The sequence below is a fragment of the Phaeobacter sp. HS011 genome (assembly GCF_018101215.1).
Taxonomy (GTDB): Bacteria; Pseudomonadota; Alphaproteobacteria; order Rhodobacterales; family Rhodobacteraceae; genus Phaeobacter; species Phaeobacter inhibens.
This window is the reverse complement of the sequence record NZ_JAGEUF010000002.1, coordinates 495,888-519,240: the sequence shown is the minus strand read 5'-3', so window position 1 is coordinate 519,240 and position 23,353 is coordinate 495,888. Positions and strand designations below refer to the sequence as shown.

The following is a 23,353-nucleotide window of genomic DNA, read 5'->3' as shown; positions in this document are numbered from 1 at the left end:
TCGAATCGCGCTGTCTGCCGCCTTCATCGGTTGCCTTGGAGGCGCAGGTGATACCGCATGTCACACAATGGTTTTCGAGTTTGGATGGTTTTAACATACTGATAAATATGTAAAATATATTGTCCTACAATAATATTGATAATGTCGGACAATACTGACATGCTTTTCTGAGACGGGGTTCGGCACACCCTCGACCCAAAGAGAGGCAGAGCATGGCAGCGCGTGATCCGAAACAATTCAGCCACAGCATGGCACCGCTCCCGGCGCGCAGCAGCAGCCGTGATGTTCTGGAAGCTCTGACGCATATGATTGAGGTGGACGGGCTTGGCATCGGTGATCGACTGCCGCCGGAGGTCGATATCGCCCGCCAGCTTGGAATTGGTCGTGCCAAAGTACGTGAAGCGCTGACCGCCTGGCAGAACATGGGCATTGTGACCCGAAACAAGAAGGCAGGCACGCGGCTCGCTACCGAGGTGGTTTCCAACGCAATTCACCTGCCCGTAACGGTCAAGCTGGAGGCCGAGAGCCTGCTGCGCACCCACGCCGTGCGTCGCCCGCTTGAGATCGAAACCGTGCGCTTGGCGACGCGCAATATCACGCCCCAGAGTAGCCGTATCATCATGGGGCGCGTATGTGAGTTGATCGCGATCCACGGTGCCGGGCAGGACTGGCGCGCGGCGGACTATCACTTTCATGAAGCCTTGCAGGAGGCCTGCGGCAATCCGCTGTTCGGTCAGCTGATCCAGCAGATCCAACATGGCTTCAACGAGGTCTATGAGGCGCCGTTCGGCAAGCCGCATCTGGGCGAGGCGTCGATCCCGCTGCACCTGCCGCTCGCCGAAGCTGTGGTGGCTGGTGATGAGAGCATGGCGGTGGAGGTCATGGAGCGCATTCTGGACATGGTCGAGGCGGAGATCCGCGAGTCTATGCAGTCGATAATGGAGGGACGCAATGACTGAGGGGCTGGATCTGGCGACATTGATGGCGGCGGTGATGGAGGACGGCAGCGGCGCGATCACACCGCCGATTGTGCAGACGTCGCTGTTCAGCTTTGACAGCTATGAGGCGTTTGAGGACCGAATGGCCGGGCGCAGTAACGCGGCGATCTACACCCGCGTGCAGAACCCGACGGTCGCTGCATTTGAATCGCTGATGGCCAAGGCAGAGCAGGGGGAGGCGGCCGTTGGTTTTGCCTCCGGGATGGCGGCTATTTCGTCGACGCTTCTGGCCTTTGTCAAACCGGGGGATCGGATCGCCTGCGTCGAGCATGTCTACCCCGATAGCTACCGGTTCATGGAACGGATGCTGCGGCCATTTGGGGTGGAGATCGACTATTACGCGCCGCATCAGCTGGAAGAGGAGCCGGAGCTGCTGAACGGGGTTCGGCTGGCTTATCTTGAAAGCCCCAGCTCGGTCGTGTTTCAGCCGCTGAACCTCAAGAAGGTGACGGCCCATGCCAAACGGCACGGCGTTCTGACGATGATCGATAACTCCTGGGCCAGCCCGGTGTTTCAGAAACCTCTGACACAGGGTGTTGATATTGTTTTGCATTCTGCGTCCAAATACATCTCCGGCCATTCCGATACAGTGGCGGGCGTGGTGGTTGCGGCGCAGCAGCATATTGACCGCATCCGCGATCTGACATTGCCACTATTGGGCGCCAAGTTGGCGCCGTTTGAGGCGTTTCTGCTGACACGAGGCCTGCGGACCCTCTCTGCGCGGATGCGCCAGCATCAGGCCACGGCGACGCTGTTTATTGACCGCCTGTCAGCACTGCCACAGGTGCGCCGGGTGCATTCTCCCGGGCCGAACGAGGTGCCGGGGCTGACCGGACGGTCCGGGCTGATGGCGGTCGAGTTTGACGACAGCGTGGATATTCCTGCGTTTTCAAATGCGCTTAGCCATTTTCGGTTGGGCGTCAGCTGGGGCGGATTTGAGAGCCTGATCCTGCCAGCCCGTGTCGGGCTTGCACAGATTGGCGAGGAAAATTCGATGCAGCGTTTTGGCGTTTCGCCGAACCTCGTTCGGCTGAACCTCGGGCTGGAGGAGGCCGAGGACCTGTGGGCGGATATCACATCTGCCCTCGCGACCAGCACGGTCTGACAGGGCCGTGTGCACCGTCACACGACAAGGGGAAGGACAAGATGAAAAAATTTCTGACAGGGATCACCACCGCAGCCATGCTGATGGGAAGCGCGGCCTATGCGGAGACAACGCTGAAGCTGGTCGAAGTGATCACCAGCCCGGAACGCACCAAGGTTTTGCAAGGCATAGTCGACGGCTATGAGGCCGCGAACCCGGATGTGACGGTTGAGATTATCAGCCTACCGTGGGGGCAGGCGTTTGAGAAGCTGGCCACGATGGTCGCCGGTGGCGATATTCCGGATGTTGTCGAAATGCCGGATACTTGGCAGGCGCTTTATGCAGGCTCCGGCCAGCTGGCCAGTCTGACTGATCACGTTGCCGACTGGGAGCATGGCGCCACCCTCACAGAGAAGACCGTCGCCATGGGCAGTCAGGCCGGGGATCTCTATATGATCCCTTACGGGTTCTATCTTCGGGCGATGTTCTACAACAAGGCACTGCTGGCCGAAGCCGGGGTTGAGCCGCCGGAAACCATGGCAGACTTTATGGCCGCGTCGGCAGCGGTGTCCGAGCTGGACGGAAAGTCAGGCTACTGCCTGCGGGGCGGTCCCGGTGGCACCAATGGCTGGGTGATGATGGCGGCCGCGATGAACGGCACCAATGACTTCTTCACCGAGGATGGCAAGAGCCGGATGAATGAGCCCGGCTCGGTTGAGGGGATCCAGTTCATGCTTGATCTCTACCAGAAGGGTTACGCGCCGAAGGATGCGGTCAGCTGGGGCTTCAATGAGATCGTAGCCGGCTTCTATTCCGGCACCTGTGCGTTCCTTGATCAGGACCCGGATGCGCTGATCGCGATTTCAGAGCGCATGCCAGCCGAGGATTTTGCGGTTATCCCGATGCCTGTCGGACCTTCCGGCAAGGCGTTTCCGACCATCGGTTTTGCCGGTTGGTCGATCTTCAAGGCGACCGAGCATGAGGGCAAAGCCTTTGATCTTGTGGCCGCACTGTCCGCACCGGAGGCCAATGGCACCTGGGCCAAGCGCGTCGGTGTGATCCCGGTCCACAAAGGTGCGGATCAGGATCCTTATTTCCAGACGGAGCAATTTGAAGGCTGGTTCAAGGAGCTGAATGGCGCACAGTATGAGCCGACAACCATGCCGACCTATCTGGAGAAATGGGGTTATTTCGCCAGCACTGTGGTTCTGGAAACCAGTCAGGAAGCACTGCTGGGACAGCGCAGCGCGCAGGATCTGGCGGATGAATGGGCAGAATTCCTGACCGATGAACACGCCAAATGGCAGGCAAAGCAGTGATTGCGCGCGCAAAAACAACCGTCGTGTCCGGGGTAACCGGGGCACGACGCTCGCTCTACTGGCAGTATATGGTAGAGCCGTTTCTTTACCTGTCGCCGATGATCCTGTTGATCGGCAGCGTTATGTTGATCCCGTTGATTGTTGGAATTTCGTATTCCTTTCAGTCGATTGAGCTGCTCAACCCCTTTGCTACCGGTTGGGTCGGCTTTGAAAACTATGAAAAGCTGTGGAGCGATCGCAAATTCTGGATCGCGCTGGAGAACACCTTCTTCTGGACCTTCTGGTCGATCTTCTTTCAGTTCTTCCTCGGGCTTGGTCTGGCGATGCTGCTGAATACGCAGTTCTTCGGCAAGAAGCTGTTTCAGGCGCTGGTGTTTTTGCCCTGGGCGGTGCCCACCTTCCTGTCGGCGTTGACCTGGGCCTGGCTGTTTAACCCGGTGATCGGACCGATCCCGCATTGGCTCGCGGCCCTTGGGGTGTTGTCTGAGCCCTATAATATTCTGGGCGATCCTGATCTGGCGATCTGGGGACCGATCACTGCTAATATCTGGTTCGGGGTGCCGTTCTTTGCGATCACGCTGCTGGCCGCACTGCAATCTATTCCGGGGGAGCTGTATGAAGCGGCAGAGATCGATGGCGCGACGCCCTGGCAGAGTTTTACCAAGATCACGCTGCCGTTTCTGGCGCCGATGATTGCCATCACAGTGATGCTGCGCACGATCTGGATCGCCAATTTCGCGGATCTGATCTTCGTGATGACCGGGGGTGGTCCGGCCAATTCGACGCAGATCCTGTCCACCTATATTTTCACCACTGCGTTCCGCAAATTGGACTTTGGCTATGCCTCGACCATTGCGGTGGCGCTGCTGATTATCCTGTTGGCCTATGCTGTCATCCTGCTTTGGATGCGCAAGCGGCTGGTCAAGATCTGAGGTTTTCCAATGGGTTCTGTCGCACGCTCAAGCAGCCGTCATCCGGCACTGGCGTTCGGGAAATATGCCGCCATCGCCTTCTATCTGGGCTTTGCGCTGTTCCCGCTTTACTGGCTGATGAAAATCGCAATCACACCGGATGCGTTGATCTTCTCAGAGGGCACGCGGATGCTGCCGTCCGCCGTAACGTTCGAGAATTTCACCACGGTGCTGTTTGAGACCGAGTTCCTTGCCTATTTCCGCAACTCGCTGACAGTATCGCTGGGGACTGCGTTCTTTACCACGCTGATTGCCGCCGGGGCGGGCTATGCTTTTTCGCGGTTTGTCTTTGCGGGCAAGCGGATCATCATCGCGGTGATGCTGATCACCCAGATGTTTCCGCTGCTGATGATCATTGCTCCGATCTACAAAATCGTGGCCGACCTCGGGCTGCTGAATTCGCTCACCTCGCTGATCGTGGTCTACACCGCGTTCAACATCCCGTTCGCCACCTTCCTCATGCAATCCTTCTTTGACGGGATCCCGAAGGATCTGGAAGAAGCCGCGATGATGGATGGTTGCTCGCGGTTTCAGGCGCTGCGCACGGTTGTGTTTCCGCTGACGCTGCCGGGGCTGGGGGCCACGCTTGGGTTTGTCTTCACCGCCGCGTGGTCTGAGCTGCTGTTTGCGCTGATGCTGATCTCGAAAAATGACGCGATGACTTTCCCGGTCGGGCTGTTGACCTTTGTGTCGAAATTCTCGGTGGACTGGGGACAGATGATGGCGGCTGGCGTGCTGGCGCTGGTGCCGAGCTGCCTGTTTTTCATTTTCATACAACGCTACCTCGTGCAGGGCCTCACGTCCGGCGCGGTCAAGGGATAGGGGGCCGGATCATGGCACGGATCGAACTCAGAGATGTGGCGAAACGCTATGGCGCCGTCGAGGTGCTGCGCGATATCAATCTTGATATTCGGGACGGTGAATTCATCGTCCTGGTGGGGCCATCGGGCTGCGGGAAATCTACGCTGCTGCGGATGATTGCGGGGCTGGAGCCGATCACCTCCGGTGATTTCGAGATCGACGGGCAGCGTATGAATGACGTCCGCCCGCGTGATCGCGATATTGCGATGGTGTTTCAGTCTTATGCGCTCTACCCGCATATGGATGTGGCGCGGAATATGGGGTTCTCCATGGAGATCCGCAAAGATCCCGCAGAGGAGCGCCGCTCCCGCGTTGCCAGAGCGGCGGAGACACTGGGGCTTTCATCTTTGGTTGATCGCCTGCCCAAGGCATTGTCTGGCGGTCAGCGGCAGCGCGTTGCCATGGGGCGCGCCATTATCCGGGATCCACGTGCGTTCCTGTTTGATGAGCCGCTGTCCAATTTGGACGCTGCATTGCGCGTTGAGATGCGGCTGGAAATTGCCCGGCTGCACAAACAACTGGGCGCCACCATGATTTATGTGACCCACGATCAGGTGGAGGCGCTGACCCTCGCCGATCGCATCGTGGTGTTGAACGGCGGCGATATTCAGCAGGTCGGCTCGCCGCTTGAGCTTTATGAACGCCCCGCCAACAAGTTTGTCGCGCAGTTTATCGGGTCACCCACAATGAATATTTTACCGGTGTCCGGTGCGGCCTCTGGCGTGATGGCGACAAATGGGATGATGCTGACGCTGGATCATATGCACGACACGGCTGCAGCGGTTGAGCTGGGCATCCGGCCTGAACATCTGGATGTGGTCGAGCCGGGCGAGGGGCATCTGATCGCTGTCGCCGATGTGGTGGAGCGCTTGGGCTCTGACACCAATATTTATGCCAAAGTTGACGGGCTTGGGCCGCTGATGGTCCGTAAGCACGGCAATGTTCCGGTCCAGAGCGGAGAGCGTCTGGGCTTGCGCCTGCAGGCCCAAAATGCGCATATTTTCGATGATCGCGGCATTGCCCTCAGGCCTGCAGCCTGAGCCGTTGCGATTGCGACCCTGGCAGCAAAAGGAGAGCAGCCGATGAGCACCCATTCCGCAGTCGGAGATCTGTCCGCGCCCGGGGTCTGGTTGGAGGATACGGGCCATCAGGCCTATCTGAGGGCAGATGCCAGACGGCAGCTGGATTTCTTCGCAGGCAGTCTGCGGGCGGTGCCGGGGTTTCACACTCTTGATGCAGCTGGTCGGCCCTTGCCGGATGACAAGCAGGAGCTGCATACCACCACACGGTTGGTCCATTCCTACGCGTTGGCGCATATCTGCGGCTATGCGGGTGCGGAGCAGATGATCGATCACGGTATCGCCTATCTCAACAGCCACCACCGCGATCAGATTCATGGCGGATACCTTTGGGCGCTGTCCGGAGATGCCATCGCGGATGATCGCAAGCTGGCCTACGGTCATGTCTTTGTCCTGCTGGCTGCGGCCTCGTCGAAACTGGCCGGGCATCCCGGTGCCGATGCCTTGCTAAGTGATGTGGCGGAGGTTCTGGATCAGCGGTTCTGGGAGACGGGGCCAAAACGATTTGCCGACGAATGGAACCGCGACTGGACACCGTTTTCAACCTATCGCGGGATGAACGCCAATATGCACGGGGTGGAAGCACTGCTGACGGCATATGAGGCCACCGGTGAGACGGTGTTTCTGGACCGCGCAGGCCATATCCTCGATTTTTTTGTGGGCGAGGTTGCGCCCGCAGAGAGCTGGCGCCTGCCTGAGCATTATACTGAGACCTGGCAAATCGACCGCACCTATGCCGGGGACCCAATGTTCCGGCCTGCTGGGACCACCCCTGGGCACTCCTTTGAACTGGGGCGGTTGATGTTGCAGCACTGGGATCTGGCAGGACGGCGCGATACGGGCGCTCCGACGCGCGCGCGCAGCCTGGTTGAACGGGCACTTGCCGATGCCTGGTTAGCTGATGGTGGTTTTGCCTATACGCTTGATTTTGAAGGCAAGGTCGCGATGCGTAACCGGTTCTGGTGGCCGGTGACAGAAGCGATTGGTGCCGTCGCTACGCTTGTGAAACTGGACGGCAGAGACGAAGACGAGCAATGGTATCGCCGCCTCTGGGGATTTGCGCAGGCGCATTTCATCGATGAAGACCGCGGCGGCTGGTATCCTGAAATTGATGGGAACGGACAGGTGACGCGGACGATCTTTACCGGGAAGCCGGATATCTACCATGCATTACAGGCCTGCCTGCTGCCGCTGGGGGCGCTGCCGCTGGGCCATGTGGCGGGGCTGAAGAAATTGCCCGCGCCGCTGTTGTCCTGAGCGGGGCCGGAGGCGCCTCAATCGAGTACCCGGCGCGCTTGGCAGAACGCGCTACCCTGCACTGGTCAATCGCGGCAAAATACGGACGTACAGAGACCAAAAAGGGCTTAGCGTATACACGCTAAGCCCTTGAAAACTTTGGCTCCGGCGGTAGGGATCGAACCTACGACCAATTGATTAACAGTCAACTGCTCTACCGCTGAGCTACGCCGGAATGTGGGGCTGATATATGGCCTCAGTTCTGGCGCGTCCAGAGAAAAAATGCGCTGGTTTCAAATTTTTTCGCTCCGGGGAACAGATCATTGCGCCAATGGTCAGAGACCCAAACTTGCCACTATGCCGCCGGGCAATCCTTGATGGTTTGACACCTTTCGCCAATCAATGCCGGAGTGCGCTGTCAGCCTACTGCCAACGCTGAAACTATGGTAGGCTCATCCCGAGGTGGGTTTGCGTTTGCAGCGCATCCGACGTTCGAAGCGGCGGATACCGTGGTCCATCAGCGCACCTCCAATGAAATGACGGGATTGAAAAACCGCGTCTCCCTTCGCTGAATGGCGGCAAATTATGTCGTTACACTGTTGCTGAGGGCCGTTCCTGAGGATGTCGGGTGATCATTATGGCACAGACATAGCATGCCCAGCGGCGCATGCACGAAGGGGGATGACATGGCGAAACTGACACATCCTGGCAAATGGCCGCCCACTGATATTGCTGGGGGCACAGCACCGCGGGCCTGGTTGCGATATGAACGGCAATATCCGGGGTCACGCCGCCCGTCGCGCCTGATATCGCATCCGACAGTGCCTTATGTGGCTGCGGCGCGTGTGGGCGGTACGGATGGTGAGATTGATCTGGCGGCGTTGAGTGCGGCGGCAGAACATTACCTCAAACAGCTGAAGCAGTATGTTAATGCAACGCCGCCGCCGCTGGGAAAGGCTGACCCGATGCTGGATCTGCTGGCCGATGTTGCCGCAAGCGGCAGCCTGCTGCATTGGTGTGATATCTGGCCCAAAATTGATGCCGAGCCAAGCCGTCTTGACGGGCAGATCGCCAGTTGGAACATGTCGCGCCATCCAAAGAGTGCGATGCCGGGCACCGTCATTCTGGTGGCGACAGAAGGCATTCCTGACCCCATGCATGGATCCTTTCTAATGCGGTTTCCGTCCGCCGGATTTCGGGTCCCGGTTGAGGTGCGCGCCACCGCTGATGGCTTTGATCTGGTCATCCGTGGCTTGACTGCGGAGTTTCCCGGCGGGTCCCATCAAGCGCTGTCATCGCTGCTGGCAGGACGCAGCGATGCTGAAAAACGAATGGTGCTGGGCGGATTGTCGCGCAGCCTCTCCGGCGTTCCCTTGGGGTTCCAGGCCGGTGTTGCACCGGCAACATTGGTTGCATCCTCCGCGACCGATGCCGACGATGCGCCCGTCGAGGCTGCGGTCTCAGACGACGGCAGCAGTACGACATCGCCACCGCCCTCTGATCCGGCGCCTGTCCCACCGACACCGCAAGCCGGTGCGCAGCCTCCGGCCCGATCCTCGGTCTATCGGATGATCTCGATGCTTGAGGATAACATTGCTAAGCAGGCCGGAGTTGTTCCGAAGTCCCTGTTGCTGCAGGACATTCGGTTTTCGGCGGAGCCTGAGAACGTCACCGACGGGGCCTGGGATATTACCCTGACCCTGCTGGCGCGTGGGCAGGATACGCCGCGGGGCGAACCGGTCAGTTATCGTCTGACAGTTCGGGTGCGTCTGGCGGAGCCAGGCGCAAATGAGGTTGAGTTGCTCTCGGTCACGCGGGTGCCGCTCGTCAGTCACGCGGTGGCCGGAACGGGGGTGCCGCTGCCTTTTGTGCGGGTATTTCCGGTGCCGCCGCCCGATTGGCGGGCCCCGTCGGGGAGAGTTCCGCCGCACCCCGCACCACCGCTTGCATGGCGCCGCCCGACGCGGCCGGACAGGATTTTGGATCTCTTCCGGGAAGACCGGGCGATTCCGCTGGCTCTTGGCATGAAGATGCAGCAACCGGCCTACGAGGTGCGCAACTGCCCGCGATTTGTGCCTGGCGACGGGGAGGGCCGTTTCCCCAAAGCCCTGCCGACCATCGGGTTGTCCGATCTGCCGCCGCGCCGCAATGTATCCAGTGCAATCAGCGCCTACTGGCACAGCAAAACCTTCTTCGACAATATGCGTGGGCTAGGCCTTGCACCGGAGAGTTACATGGCCACGGCGGAGGGGCCGCTGGCGGTGCACTACCGGTCGGGGATCGTGCCAGGGCCGGGCCGGGATGGGCGCACTATAAATGCCCAGGTGCGCTATGAGGTGGCACCGGATGCCACCCTGCAGAGCAAACCCAGCATCGATATGCATCTGGCGCTGGCCAATCTCAACCGTTGGGCGAGGGTGAAGACAGGAACGCCGGACAGTCGATTGGAGCCGTTGGGTATCGCCAGCTGCGGGCGTTGGATGTTGCATGAATTCGGGCATTACCTTTTGGCGGCCCGGATTGGGCAACTGGAGTTCGACTTTGCGCATAGTGCAGGGGACTCGCTGGCGGCAGTGTTCTTTGATCCGTTGTCCGATCTGTCCAGCCCGACCTATCCCGGCGATCCGAGGATGCGGGGGTGGACGTTTCCCTTTGTCTTTGCGCCGCGGCGGCACGACCGGACGCCCGCAATGGGCTGGGGCTGGTACGGGTTGCTGAACCGCTCGGTAATTGAGGATCCGCCTGATTCCGGCAGCGAGCATAAGGCCTATCTGACCGAGCAGATCCTGTCGTCCACCTGCTTCCTGCTTTATCGGTCATTGGGCGGCGATACGCTTGCAGGTGCGGAGGCAGACTGGACACAGCGCACCCGGGCCTCCGATATGACGCTATATCTGCTGATGCAGGGCATGGCCGGGCTGGCACAATCGCCGTCACGCGCTGAAATGCTGGAGGTGGGCATGGAAGAGGCCGGCTGGAGCGCCTCGGCCTCCGTCCCCTTGCCAAGAGGCGGAGCAGACTGGCAGCCCGCCACCTCTCACAAGGTGACGCGATGGGCCTATGAAACCATGGGCATGTTCCCTTCAGATCCGAGTGAGATCATCAGCAAGGCGGGGGCGCCGCCGCTCGTGGATATCTACATTCGCGACCGCCGCCCCAATGTCTTCCCCACCGGGGACGGGCCGGTGGAGGTTGGACCGGGCAGCTATGTGCCCGTCTCGCTTCATTGGGCCGCGGATGCCAATTGGGTAATGCCCGGGTGGTGGCCGAGCTGTGGCAACCGGGGGTCCGTCGCCGCCAATGGCGCGCGGCTGCGCGCCTGGGCCGGTTGGGTGCTGAGTGACAAACCGCTTGCTCAGATCATGGAACGCAGTGTTGTCTGGCACGGGGACCTTGATATCGGGCCGTTTGACATTGCGCCGGGCGGGGCCGACATGGCGCTGGCGCAGACCGATCAGCAACAGATCACGCAACTGACCACAGCAGCACGCAATGCCGCCCCTGCCGGAACCCAGCTGGTGGCCTTCTACGAGCTGAGCCAGATCAATGACCGTGCCAACACCGACCCGTCAGCCGGGTTCACAGTCATGATCGGGCCGGGGGCATCACCCCCGACGACGGTGCAGGCGCTTGTTGATTTGGTTGCCGGTGACAATAATCTGGGCCTGCATATGGAAGGTTAAGAGGCCCCGGCGGACGTGTCATGTGATATCAGCGGAGACCCAGGGTGTCGGCCATTCGGTCTTCGCCTTTTCCAGGATACGGTGCAGCGTGGGCACCGAGATATGCGCCCATGGGGTGCCGCCGGCCGCCGGGTTCACAGGGGCACTGTCCATCAGGCAATACCAGATCCCTGCCGCGATATGCCGCCCTGCGGTCGAGTCGGAGGAGTAGTGAACCCCGATCCGTTCGCGGTTCACCGCAATCCGGTTCGCCATGGTCAGCAAAGGCGAGGCGATTACATCGCTGCCAAGCAGATCGTTATAAGTTGGCTTGCGCAACAAGGTGCCGGCCGGGATTTGAACATCCGTGCCTGAGCCATCGGACTTATACCCTTTCACCACACCAAAACGCTGCGCCACACCCGGGATTTCCAACAACAGCAGGGACAGGAAATGTGCGAGGAACGCATGCCCACTGGGAAAGGCGGGATGGGCCGGTGGACCGAAGGGCACCGTCAGCCCGGGCCGCAGTATCGACGGGCGCACCCGTTTGAAATAGGCCTTGTAACTCATATAGGCGACATTGCCGACCGCCAGTCCAAGATCAATAAGCTTGAGCGTGAAAGGATGGTCAAAGCTGTTGGCCCCCAGGAAATGGATCAGATAGGCCGGCAGGCCATCGGCCTGAATATCGCATTCAACCATATATTGCTGACGATCATCCTCCATATACATCTTGAGCACTTCCAGCTCGGCGACAATGATGTCAAAGGCGGCCTCAGCCGCAGTGCGCGATTGTGCAGCGGTGCCGGTTCTGACGTATTGCCAAAGCAGATCCTTGTCTTCCAGCCAGCGATTGCCGACATGGGCCGGATGCCAGTTGTTAAACTGTGATGCAAATTCCAGCGCCGCCATGGTGCCGGGTTCGGATCTGTCGGCGGCCCGCAGCCATTCCCCGAGATTGGGGTCAAACGGCAAGCTCCAAAACCGCAGGGCAGGGTCCCAGTCTTCGGTCGTCCATTCCAGCGCCACGGGATAAGCGGCAGTGTCTGTCGGCAGCTGATAAGGGCTGATGATCATCGACAGAGGGAACGGGTCACCGCCGTTGTTGTCTGGGCTGAAGTCCAGCGTCCAGGGCAGCAGCCCCAGCTCCTTGGGTGTCGCGTAGTAGCTGCGCAATGTGCCGATCCCAGCGTCAGCCCCATTGCCGAGCAGATAGCCGTTGTCCTCAAGTCCGAGGCCCAGCCCTGAGCCGAGCCCCAAACCGTTCCCGAGTCCGAGACCGGATCCTAGTCCAAGACCAAGGCCGGATCCCAAACCCAGGCCAAGCCCCAGGCCCTGACCCGCGCCCAACCCGTTGCCAAGACCGAGTCCATTGCCCAATCCCAAACCGTTTCCAAGACCCAGACCATTGCCGAGGCCCAGCCCCAACCCGAGACCCAGACCGTTCGACGCACCTTGTGAACTGCCATGTTCCGCCATCATAAATCCCCCTTAAATCGTTGAATACGAGTTAAAAAACGTCCTACGTGGCTGCTGATATCTGGCCTTTGCCGGTCTGCCTCTCATGTTATTTTGTTATTGTCGGGTATCCCGATAATGCGCTGTGGCTGCCGTTTACTCGGGCAGTCCCGCGCGTATCAAACCGTCGATCAGACGATCCAGGGCCTCCTTTGATTTCAGCGGATACCAGGTCGCAAATTTCGAGACCGAGAATCCGGGATCGAGAGCGAGTATTTCCTGCGCTACTTTGTGCGCATTTTCGGCCTGACCGCTGAGGGCAAAAGACGCCGCAAGCAACCGCAGGCTGGCCATGAAACGGGGCTTGTTGCGGCGGGCGTTTTTCAGAAAACGGATCGCCTCCGGCAGGTTGTCATCGACAAATTCAGCGAGGCCAGCAGCGGTCAGAAAAAAGAAACTCAGAGGATCGTAGGGCGCCAGCCGCCAGACATTGAGGAGCCTGTCGCGGGCCTCTGCACCGTCGCCGAGGTAGGCATATGTCGTCGCACTCAGCCCCCAGGCCAGCGGCAGGTTCATATTATGCGCCAGCGCGTCCTCAAAGAGTTCCAGCGCGTCTTCCGGGCTGTTTTCATGCAGGCTGAGCACATGCGCGCACACAGACAGCGTCAGCGCGTCATCCGGGTCCAGTTCCACCGCGCGCCGGGAATGGTTGATCATGGTCAGTATGTCGTCACGCGGGTTGTGCGAATGGCCCTCCGCCAAAAAGAAATTCATACACCAGGCGAGATAAGCGTGGGCCTGGGGATATTTTGGATCAAGTGAGACGGCGCGCTTCAACAGGGCAATTGCCTCTTCATAGCTGTGGTCGTCCAGCTGATAGAGCCGGGCGAGGGCGCGCAGCACACATTTATAAGCATCCAGACTGTCAGTGCTGCGGGCGCTGATATGTTCAGCCTCCGTTGACAGCACCTTAGGTTCCAGCATCGCCAGCACACCGGAGGCGATTTCATCCTGAAAGGCAAACAGTTCCTGCAGATCCCCGCGATAGGTCTGAGCCCAGATGGCGCGGTTGCGCAGCACATCCATCAACTCAACAAAAATACGCAGCTGATCCCCGTGTCGGTCGACCGAACCAGTCAGCAGATAGGAAACCCCGAGGCCGCGACCGATCTCGGCCGGGTTCTCGTTGCTGCCCCGGAATTTAAGTGTCGAGGTGCGCGCCATGACAAACATCGTGCGGCTGCGGGACACACCTGAGATGATCTCTTCGGTGATGCCGTCGCCGAAATATTGCTCCTCAGCCTGCGCGCCGCGATCCTGAAACGGCAGCACCGCCAGCGTCGGGCGGTTTTTCCAATCGGCATGGGGGTGCAGGGGAACGGTATCACCGCTGCCGTCGCAGACCTGATAGACCTGAACCGGGCGATCAATGTTCTTCAGCAGCGGCGATCCAAGGTCGTGAAACCGCAGCGACAGTTTTCCGCGCACGATATCGCGGACCATCTTGGTGACCACCACGGTGCCGGGATCGGCCAGTTGATGAATGCGTGAGGCGATGACAACGCCATCAGATTGCACAGTGCCCTGATCATCGATCACGTCGTCAATATTGACGCCAATGCGGATCTTCATCGGGTTGGCATCGTCATTCTGCTGGCCCAGCCGGTCCTGAACCGCCATGGCCCATTGCACCGCATCTGTGGCGCTGGAGAATTCCACCAGCAGCGCATCTCCGGCATCGGACCGCCGCACGCCGTCGTAACGCTTCAACTCATCCAGCAGCACTGTATCGCGCAGGTGACACCAACGGCGCACCGTATCCGTTGTGCTGATTTCGATATGCCGCGTGTAATCGGCCACGTCAGCAAAGGCAAACGCCGTGAGCCGCGTAGAGATCTTGGGTAGGATTGTCGGGATGGGCCCCTGCATGGATGATGTCCTGCCGCCAATAGGGGGGCAGTATATCGAATAGTATAGAATTATAAAGAATGTAGCGCAGGGGAAGTCGTATCTTCGCCGACCATCCGCAAATCAGAGAACCCGCTGGGTGATCAGCTTTTGGAGATCTCAACCTCCGGGTAGACTGCGGTCTTTTTAACGACGCCGTAGACAAAGCTGGTGTCGATGGAGCTGATACCGCCAATGGGATGCAGACGCGCGCGCACGAAGCGTTCGTAATCCTCCAAATCCGCCACCACCACGCGCAGCAGGTAGTCGGCCAGGCCGGTCATCACAAAACACTCCAGCACCTCCGGTGTGTCGCGGATCTGGCGTTCGAAATTGGCCACCACGCTTTCCGTGTGGTTCTCAAGGCTGACCCGGACAAAGACCGTGACCGGCAGCCCGTAGACCTTTGCATCGACATCGATACTGTAGCCCTGAATGACATTGGTGTTTTCCAGAATACGCAATCGGCGCAGGCAGGGTGAGGGGGAGAGATTGACCTCAGCCGCGAGGTCGAGATTCGTCATCCGCCCATTGCGCTGCAGCGCCCGGATTATTCGGCGATCGGTGGCATCCAGTTTGGCTATCTCTGGCATAATATGCCAATCCTTTTCCAGTTTGAGGGTAAATTAGCAACTAATCACCAGCGTGGCCATCCTAAGATGCTGGAAACACAATAGGGTGATTTCCATGACAAAAACCGGCTCCAGCTTCTCCACACGCGCAATCCACCATGGCTATGACACGCAGTCGCAGCAGGGATCGCTGAACCCGCCGCTCTATCTGACGTCGACGTTCACCTTCGATTCCGCCGAGGCTGGTGGCGAGATGTTCACGGGTGAGCGCGAGGGGCATTTCTACAGCCGGATCTCCAACCCGACGCTGGACCATCTGGAGCAGCGCATTGCCAATCTGGAAGGAGGCGAAGCAGGGCTCGCCACGGCGTCCGGCATGGGCGCGATCACTTCGACGCTATGGTCGTTCCTTGCCGCGGGTGACGAGATCATCCTCGACAAGACACTCTATGGCTGCACCTTCTCCTTCATGACCCATGGTTTGCCGCGTTTTGGTGTGAAGGTGCGCCTTGTGGATATGACAGATCCGACCAATCTGGCAGAGGCGATCAGCCCAAAGACCAAGCTGGTCTATTTCGAGACGCCGGCGAATCCCAATAATCGCTTGATCGACATTGCTGCGATTTCCGAGATTGCGCACAAAGCCGGTGCCAAAGTGGTGGTCGACAACACCTTTGCCACGCCGGTCCTCACACGACCGATCGAACTGGGCGCAGATATCGTGGTGCATTCGGCAACCAAATTCATCAGTGGTCATGGCGATGTCATCGCGGGGCTGGTGGTGGGCTCCAAGGAGGATATCACCCAGATCCGTCTGGTGGGGCTCAAGGATATGACCGGTGCGGTCATGTCACCCTTCAGCGCAATGCTACTGATGCGCGGCCTGAAGACGCTGGAACTGCGCATGGAGCGCCATTGCAAATCCGCACTGAAAGTCGCTGAGGCACTGCAAGCGCACCCTGCGGTAGAGCGGGTCTATTATCCGGGCCTTGATGATTTTGCCCAGGGAGATCTGGCGCGGCGGCAGATGTCGGGCTTTGGTGGCATGATCCCGTTTGAGGTGGTCGGCGGCAAGGCCGGTGGTATCGCCATGATGAACCGGCTTGAGATGATCCAGCGCGCGGTCTCGCTAGGTGATGCGGAGACCCTGATCCAACACCCGGCCAGCATGACCCACTCGACCTACACCCCTGAGGAACGCGCCGAACATGGCATCGCTGAGGGTCTGGTGCGGATGTCGGTAGGGCTTGAAGGTGTCGACGATATCATCGACGATCTGATGCAGGCGCTGTCCTCGCATAACGCCTACGCCGCTGCCTGATCTCGGCTGTGCCCGGCGCCCCCGTTGGGGCGCCTTATGGTGACGGCCGCGCCCTTCGGGCCGCTCCATGTAAAAGGCCCCCTCCGCACTCCGGCGGGAGGGGTAGCTTCGACTTATGCCAACGAGTTTGACCATGACCCCGACAACCGCCGCGCCGCCACCCTCTCCTGAAATGCTGAAGACGATTGAGCAGCGGTTGCTGTGGCTGTCACATTGGATGATCCACAACGCCAACCACCTGCGCGCCAAGGAAGATGGCATCAAGATCGGCGGCCATCAGGCCAGCTCTGCCTCCATGGTGTCGATCATGACCGCGCTCTATTTCAGCGCGCTGCGGCCCGAGGACCGGGTGGCAGTGAAACCCCATGCCTCGCCAATCTTTCATGCGATCCAGTATCTGATGGGCAATCAGACCCGTGAGAAGATGGAGAATTTCCGTGGTTTTGGCGGGGTGCAGAGCTACCCGAGCCGGACCAAGGATATTGATGACGTGGATTTCTCCACAGGATCTGTGGGGCTTGGCGTGGCGATCACCTCTTTTGCGTCCATGGTACAGGACTACATCACTGCGAAATCCTGGGGGGCAGACGCGCCGCAGGGGCGCATGGTGGCGTTGGTCGGCGATGCAGAGCTGGATGAGGGCAATGTCTATGAATGCCTTCAGGAAGGCTGGAAGAACGACCTGCGCAATACCTGGTGGATCATTGATTACAACCGCCAATCCCTTGACGGGATCGTGCGCGAGGGGTTGTTTCAGCGGATTGAGAAGATCTTTGACGCCTTTGGCTGGGATGTGGTGAAGGTAAAATATGGCGCCTTGCAACGCGCCGCGTTTGAGGAGCCGGGCGGCGACAAACTGCGTCAGTGGATTGATGATTGCCCCAATCAGACTTATTCGGCGCTGACCTTTATGGGCGGGGCTGTCTGGCGTCAGCATCTGATGGAGGATCTGGGCGATCAGGGGGATGTGACTGCACTGATCGAGCGGCGTTCGGATGCGGATCTGGCAGCCCTGATGGAAAACCTCGGCGGTAATTGCGTGACCACCATGGCCGAAACCTTTGCCGCCATCGACCATGACCGTCCGGTTTGTTTCCTGGCCTATACGGTGAAGGGGTGGGGCACGCCCATCGCGGGCCATAAGGACAACCACGGCGGCCTGATGAACAAGACCCAAATGGCCGAATGGCAGCGCTATATGGGTGTCGCTGAGGGTGAGGAATGGGCGCCGTTCGCAACGGTCGAAAATGTAGCTGCGCTGCAGGGCTTTCTTGATCAGGCCCCGTTTTTTGCCAAGGGAGCGCGGCGCTATCAGGATGCGCGCTTACCCGTGCCAACGGTGGAGGTGAAGACCGATCGCGAGATGTCGACACAGATGGGATTTGGCAAGATCCTTGATGATCTCTCCAAAGGTGACAGCGACCTGGCGACACGGATTGTCACCATGTCACCGGATGTGACCGGGACCACCAACCTTGGCCCTTGGGTGAACCGGCGCAAGCTCTTCGCCCGCACGGCTCAGGCGGATGCTTTCATCGAGCATAAGATCCCGTCGACCGCCAAATGGGAGTTCACACCGGACGGCCAGCACATCGAGCTGGGCATCGCTGAGATGAACTTGTTCCTGCTGTTGGGGGCTGCCGGCCTGTCTCAATCGCTGTTTGGCAAGCGGTTGATCCCTATTGGAACCGTCTATGACCCCTTCGTCGCGCGCGGCCTCGATGCGCTCAATTATGCTTGCTATCAGGATGCCCGTTTTATGATCGTGGGCACACCGTCGGGGGTGACACTCGCGCCTGAGGGTGGTGCGCATCAATCCATCGGCTCGCCGCTGATCGGGATGAGCCAGGACGGGTTGGCCGCGTTTGAACCTGCTTTCGTCGATGAGCTGGCGGTGATCATGGAATGGGCGTTTGATTATCTTCAGCGTGACGGCGAGGGCGACCCGGATGAGCGCACATGGCTGCGCGATGAGACCGGCGGCTCGGTCTATCTCCGGCTGACCACCAACCCGATTGAACAGCCGGGCAAACGTGTTGACGATGATTTCCGGCAAGGCGCCATTGATGGCGCTTACTGGCTGAAAAAGCCGGGGCCGAACTGTGATGTCGTGATCGCCTATCAGGGGGCTGTTGCACCGGAAGCCATTAAAGCCGCTGCCGCCATTGGCGAAGGCCGCCGTGACGTGGGCGTGCTGGCGGTCACCTCGGCCGACCGGCTAAATGCGGGCTGGACCGCAGCGCAGCGGGCGCGGGCCCGTGGTCTGCCGCAGGCACAAAGCCATATCGAGACGTTGCTCGCCCAGCTGCCCAGCCATTGCAAGCTGATCACAGTGATTGACGGGCACCCCGCAACCCTGAGCTGGCTGGGGAGCGTTCAGGGTCATCAGTCTATTCCGCTTGGCGTCGAACATTTTGGTCAGACCGGTACCATCGGTGATCTCTACCGCCATTTCGGCATCGACGCGCAAGCCATCACCGCGGCTGCAGACGGGTTGACGGCAGGGCGACGGCTGAAGGTGGTGTAACGTCTGACCTCTCCTGAGGCAGGTCAAAGACTACAGATGTGGAACATGAAAAAGGCGCAGTCACCTGCGCCTTTTTTGAAATGTGATTGCCCTATGTGAAGGCGATCAGCTGTCAGTCTCCTGCGCCTCGCGGAAGATCCCGACCAGTCGCGTCACATCACCATTGTCGTCGCGAATAGCCATCCCCTGGCTCTCCACCTGGATCTCGACGCCATCAGGACGGATCAAACGTTTGATGAATGAAAAACCGTTACCCGTTTCAATGGCCTCGGAGACGATGCGCTGCACATCCTCACGGTCATCGGGGTGGAAGAAGGCAATCGCGCTGTCGATTTCCGGACTGTACTCCTCGGGTTTTACACCATGGATCTCATAGACCTTGGGCGACCAATAGGGGGTCTGGCCATCCGCATCAATGGACCAGAAACCGATCCCGACCATGTCCTGAACCAATTCGGCCTGCATCAGCAGCTCTTCGGCCCGTTCGCGTGCCTCCACGGTTTCTGTCACATCGGTGCCAATGGTGAAAACAGTCGGTTCCTCGGTGATGTGATGCGGGAACCGATGGCGGTCCATGCTGATCCAGCGGTCGCCCTCACCATCGGGCAGGCTCACTTGCAGCAATTCATTGTCGAACCCGTCCTTACTGTCGAGTACCTTTGCATCTTCCTTGAGCATCTGTTCATCGGCACCGGCGTCAGATGCGAGGGAAAACAGGTTCTTTGACAGGGCTTTCCCACGGCTCAATCCCAGGAGTTCCGCATAGGCTGAACTGATCCGGAGAATCTCACCATTGCGGGTTCGGTTCAGCAGAAGCAGCTTGGAATTGTCGAGGATCATTTCCATCTCATGGGCCATGCCGGGGAATTCCGACACCACCATGGTCACGCCGAGGATCTGTCCATTGACATCAAAGTAGGGCGAGCAGGTCAGCCGGATGCGGGTGCCCTTGGAGGTGAATTCCTCGGTCACGGTCTGGCCAAGGCGCAGCGCCTCGCTGCAGATCGGTGCCAGGATCGGAAAACCTTCGGGCAGGGCACATTGGCTGATGTGCGGGCTGGAGATGGGGCGGCGGATATTGAACATCCGGGTTGCCGCCAGAGTTGCCTGAGTGATCTGCAAAGCGCTGTCCGCCACAACAATCGCCAGCGGCGTGCTTTCGAGAACGGAGATCAGCTCGCCGGTACGACCACTCAGCTCGGACGCGGTGACCTGCAGTTCCTCGTTGACGGTAATCAGCTCTTCGTTGGTGGATTGCAGTTCCTCGTTGGAGGTTTCCAGCTCTTCATTGGTGGCTTGCAGCTCCTCGTTGGTGGATTGCAGTTCCTCATTGAGCGATTGCAGTTCCTCATTGGAGGTTTCCAGCTCTTCAATGGTCTGCTGCAGCGCTTCGCGGGTGGTTGCGACCTCATTCTCCAGGTTGCGGATCCGCTCAAAGGTGGCATCGCCTTCTTCGCCTACAATCGGTGCCTCATTCATCCGGGACCGGTCAACCGTGACCGGCGTGAAGACCACCAGCGCGGCGCGTTCGCTGATGTCCTTGGCGATAATCGGATAGACGTCGAGACGAATCTCCTCGTCATCATTCTCTGCCAGCAGGTGGCGCACGCCGCCCTTATGGGCCCCGTTTTTCAACGCGATGGTAATCAGGCTGCGGGCCTCTTCGCGCAGGGGGCTGCGCAGCAGATCAAGATGCATCCGCAACGAGCTGGTCTCATTGACCTCGATAAACTGACTGACCGAGCCATAGACCCGCGCGATGGAGAAATCTTCGGTCACCAGTAGGGAATTCTTGCCCAGAGACTGCGCGAGCGCCTCGAACAGCTGGCGATCCGTTGATGGCCCTTGCGGCGCTGGTGGTTTGATGGTCGGCCGTTGCGCCATCATCGGCACAGACGGCATGTTATAGGGTTGCTGGGTCTGATGTGCGCGCAGAGATCGCTTACGATAGACATGCGATGCAGAGCGGTCCTGGACGAACAGTTCATCAGATCCGGCGACACTCTCGGCGGTGCCGAGGAACAGCAGCCCATGCGGTGACATCGCATAGTGGAACCGCGACATGACTTTCTGCTGCAGCGGGTTGCCGAAATAAATCAGTAGGTTGCGGCAGCAGATCAGATCTACCTTCTGAAACGGCGGATCCTGACAGACGTTGTGGTCGGAGAACAGAACCGCATTGCGCAGGTTGTCGACCACCCGGACGCCATCGGTCTGGCGGATCAGGTATTTATCCGCAAGTTCAGAGGGGATATCGTTCAGCGCCGCAAGGCTGTAGACCCCTTTACGCGCCGTTTTCAACGCATCCTTGTCGATATCGGTCGCGAAAATCTGTACCCGTGATTTGAGCTGATTGGTCGGGTTGCCGAGCGCCTCAGAGACCACCATGGCAATGGAATAGGCCTCTTCGCCGGTGGCGCAGCCAGCCACCCAGATCCGCAGCGGGCCGGGACCGCGCTCCTTGATCAGTTGGGGCAGCAGCGCTTTCAGCAACTCGAATTCTTCGCGGTCGCGGAAAAACCGCGTGACCGAAATCAGCAAGTCCTTGAACAAGGCATCAACCGCATGAGGGTTGTTGCGGCAGAACTGGGTGTATTCCTCCTGGGTTTCGATCCCAAGGGCAATCATGCGCCGCTCGATCCGGCGGCTGATGGTTGTCTGTTTGTAGTCGCGGAAATCCACGCGGGTGCGCGCCAAAAGAATTTGTAGCAGATCCGACACCGGCGAGTCCCGCAGGCTGTTCTCATGCCGGAAGGAGGTGAAATCACGCGGGGAAGAGAGGATCTTCTGCAGGTTGGCGCCGATATCTTGCGGCCGCAGCACGAGATCGACGCAGCCGGTCTGCACCGCAGCTACAGGCATTCCATCGTATTTCGCGCTTTCGGCGTCCTGCGCAATGGTAATGCCGCCGGCCTCTCGAATGGCCTGTACACCATAGGCGCCATCACTGCCGGTCCCCGAAAGGATGATCGCCATGGAGTTGTCGCCGTTCTGCTCCGCAAGGCTGACCAGGAAGCGGTCGACCGAGGGGCGCGGCGTACCGGGTTCGGCATTGGGATCCTGCAACAGGTGCAGGCGACCATCTGAGAAGATGACATCGCTCTTGGGCGGGGTGATATAGACGACATTGGCCTCGGGGATCGTGCCATTTTGTATGGTGCCGACCTTCAGCTGGGTCTGCCGCGCCACCAGCTCCGTCATCAGGCTTTTGTGGTGTGGCGACATATGTTGGACAACAACATAGGCCGCAGGCACATCCACCGGGAGCGTCGCAACCAGCTCACGAATGGCTTCAAGTCCGCCTGCGGAAGACCCGATGCCGATAATGGTCAGGTCCTGAGTTGTTTGCGTTGTCATATGTGTGCCTATCGTCTACCGTCTTTTTTATCTATTAACGCCTTCAGCGCTACAAGGTCCATGACCAATTGGGAAAGAGTTCGATCTGGGAGTGAGCTGACATGGCGTGCTAGGTTTGGGGGCGGGATGAAGAAATTACAATTTAGGGTTGCATAAAGCTTGACTGAGATTGTTACCCCAACCTACGCTGTATCAATGGTTTGTAAACTACTCCTAACTAGAAATTAAAACATCTCCAGTGATACAGGTTGGGTGTAATGAACGTGGTGGCTATGACTGACAGTACCGAGACTGGAGAAGACCAACAACGGTTCATCGTGAACCTGATGGCAGAGAAGGGGGAGACGCCCTATGTCCGGTCCTGTGAAGTGGTCAGTTCCGCGTTCCGCAACCGAACCTCATTCGTGAATACGATGCCGCTTGAGGAGGTGTTTTGCGATCCCATTGCCGAAGGATTGAACGACTGCGTCAACCTGCTGTCGGGCGAAACACAGGTTATTTCTCTGCCGTCCCTCATCCTTGAAGTGCCAGGCCTGGTGCTGGCTGGGGCTCATGTCCTCGCAACCGTTAACGATGATGGCAGTCAGTCGATCATCATCCGGTTTCGGATCAGTCTTGGCGGGATCGGCTATGCATTCCGCCCTGATGTGGGCTTCGGTGCCGGGCTTGAGGATCTGACCCGAGAGGTGAGCGCGCAGGTGCTGACCGATCTGGCATTGCCGCTGCTCAATGTGCTTTCCGCGACAGAGGCCGGTCTGGTCGATGCAGAGAGTGCCATCGGATCCCTGAGCCAGCAGCTCGCCGACCGGGTTCATGAAATCCGCTTTCAGATCGAACTTGTGAAACGCTATACCGACGGTCTTGAGCGTCAGCGCAATAACCCTAAAGGCGCGGATGCCGTGAAAGATCAACCGCGCCGACTTAGTTCCTGCTAACGAATACTATTTCTTCACAGCTC

15 protein-coding genes and 1 tRNA gene are annotated in these 23,353 nt (G+C 59.1%); 11 read left to right on the top strand and 5 right to left on the bottom strand.

Translation table 11 applies throughout. The features are described from left to right. Nucleotides 1–212 precede the first annotated feature (212 nt). The 7 genes from J4721_RS05930 to J4721_RS05900 are packed head-to-tail and all read left to right on the top strand — an operon-like array spanning nucleotide 213 to nucleotide 7,569. On the top strand, nucleotides 213–959 hold the full coding sequence (locus J4721_RS05930) for a FadR/GntR family transcriptional regulator (protein ID WP_211002271.1): 747 nt from the start codon (nucleotides 213–215) through the stop codon (nucleotides 957–959). After that, nucleotides 952–2,103: an aminotransferase class I/II-fold pyridoxal phosphate-dependent enzyme gene (locus J4721_RS05925; RefSeq protein WP_102854681.1), complete on the top strand. Its 1,152-nt coding sequence runs from the start codon at nucleotides 952–954 to the stop codon at nucleotides 2,101–2,103. The genes J4721_RS05930 and J4721_RS05925 overlap by 8 nt, the downstream gene beginning before the upstream one ends. A gap of 41 nt (nucleotides 2,104–2,144) precedes the next feature. Then, a complete protein-coding gene (locus J4721_RS05920) occupies nucleotides 2,145–3,401 on the top strand; it encodes a sugar ABC transporter substrate-binding protein (protein WP_102849156.1) in 1,257 nt (418 codons plus the stop codon). Continuing rightward, nucleotides 3,383–4,333, top strand: a complete 951-nt coding sequence (locus J4721_RS05915) for a carbohydrate ABC transporter permease (protein ID WP_211002270.1) — start codon at nucleotides 3,383–3,385, stop codon at nucleotides 4,331–4,333. The genes J4721_RS05920 and J4721_RS05915 overlap by 19 nt, the downstream gene beginning before the upstream one ends. A 9-nt stretch (nucleotides 4,334–4,342) precedes the next feature. Beyond that, nucleotides 4,343–5,194, top strand: coding sequence for a carbohydrate ABC transporter permease (locus J4721_RS05910; protein WP_076615463.1), 852 nt, complete (start codon nucleotides 4,343–4,345; stop codon nucleotides 5,192–5,194). A gap of 11 nt (nucleotides 5,195–5,205) precedes the next feature. Next, nucleotides 5,206–6,273 (top strand): ABC transporter ATP-binding protein, encoded by a 1,068-nt coding sequence (locus J4721_RS05905; RefSeq protein ID WP_102874200.1) that lies wholly within the window; start codon nucleotides 5,206–5,208, stop codon nucleotides 6,271–6,273. 42 nt (nucleotides 6,274–6,315) lie between these two features. Then, nucleotides 6,316–7,569: an AGE family epimerase/isomerase gene (locus tag J4721_RS05900; protein WP_102874201.1), complete on the top strand. Its 1,254-nt coding sequence runs from the start codon at nucleotides 6,316–6,318 to the stop codon at nucleotides 7,567–7,569. Nucleotides 7,570–7,708: 139 nt separating this feature from the next. On the opposite strand, the gene J4721_RS05895 is transcribed toward J4721_RS05900, so the two are convergent. Further along, nucleotides 7,709–7,783: transfer RNA gene (locus J4721_RS05895), tRNA-Asn, on the bottom strand. A 451-nt stretch (nucleotides 7,784–8,234) separates the two neighbouring features. Here J4721_RS05895 and J4721_RS05890 point away from each other — a divergent pair. After that, nucleotides 8,235–11,231: a hypothetical protein gene (locus tag J4721_RS05890; RefSeq protein WP_211002269.1), complete on the top strand. Its 2,997-nt coding sequence runs from the start codon at nucleotides 8,235–8,237 to the stop codon at nucleotides 11,229–11,231. A gap of 18 nt (nucleotides 11,232–11,249) precedes the next feature. Here the strand turns inward: J4721_RS05890 and J4721_RS05885 are convergent, their stop codons facing one another. The 3 genes from J4721_RS05885 to J4721_RS05875 all read right to left on the bottom strand — a co-directional run bounded on the left by J4721_RS05885 (nucleotide 11,250) and on the right by J4721_RS05875 (nucleotide 15,211). Beyond that, nucleotides 11,250–12,695, bottom strand: coding sequence for a phosphatase PAP2 family protein (locus J4721_RS05885; RefSeq protein WP_102874202.1), 1,446 nt, complete (start codon nucleotides 12,693–12,695; stop codon nucleotides 11,250–11,252). Nucleotides 12,696–12,827: 132 nt separating this feature from the next. Further along, nucleotides 12,828–14,600, bottom strand: a complete 1,773-nt coding sequence (locus tag J4721_RS05880; RefSeq protein ID WP_211002268.1) for an adenylate cyclase — start codon at nucleotides 14,598–14,600, stop codon at nucleotides 12,828–12,830. 122 nt (nucleotides 14,601–14,722) lie between these two features. Continuing rightward, nucleotides 14,723–15,211, bottom strand: a complete 489-nt coding sequence (locus tag J4721_RS05875; protein WP_102876682.1) for an Lrp/AsnC family transcriptional regulator — start codon at nucleotides 15,209–15,211, stop codon at nucleotides 14,723–14,725. A gap of 94 nt (nucleotides 15,212–15,305) precedes the next feature. Between J4721_RS05875 and J4721_RS05870 the strand changes: the two genes are divergently transcribed. Together J4721_RS05870 and J4721_RS05865 are read left to right on the top strand one after the other, a co-directional pair. Then, nucleotides 15,306–16,511, top strand: a complete 1,206-nt coding sequence (locus J4721_RS05870; RefSeq protein ID WP_014874763.1) for a methionine gamma-lyase — start codon at nucleotides 15,306–15,308, stop codon at nucleotides 16,509–16,511. 115 nt (nucleotides 16,512–16,626) lie between these two features. Beyond that, complete coding sequence (locus tag J4721_RS05865) at nucleotides 16,627–19,038, top strand: 1-deoxy-D-xylulose-5-phosphate synthase N-terminal domain-containing protein (protein WP_211002267.1); 2,412 nt, start codon at nucleotides 16,627–16,629, stop codon at nucleotides 19,036–19,038. Between the two features lie 105 nt (nucleotides 19,039–19,143). Here J4721_RS05865 and J4721_RS05860 read toward each other — a convergent pair whose 3' ends face one another. Beyond that, nucleotides 19,144–22,395 (bottom strand): chemotaxis protein CheB, encoded by a 3,252-nt coding sequence (locus J4721_RS05860; protein WP_102883473.1) that lies wholly within the window; start codon nucleotides 22,393–22,395, stop codon nucleotides 19,144–19,146. 272 nt (nucleotides 22,396–22,667) lie between these two features. On the opposite strand from J4721_RS05860, the gene J4721_RS05855 reads away from it, so the two are divergent. After that, nucleotides 22,668–23,330 carry a hypothetical protein gene (locus J4721_RS05855; RefSeq protein WP_247655877.1) on the top strand — a complete coding sequence of 221 codons (663 nt, stop codon included), beginning with the start codon at nucleotides 22,668–22,670 and terminating at the stop codon, nucleotides 23,328–23,330. Nucleotides 23,331–23,353 lie beyond the last annotated feature (23 nt).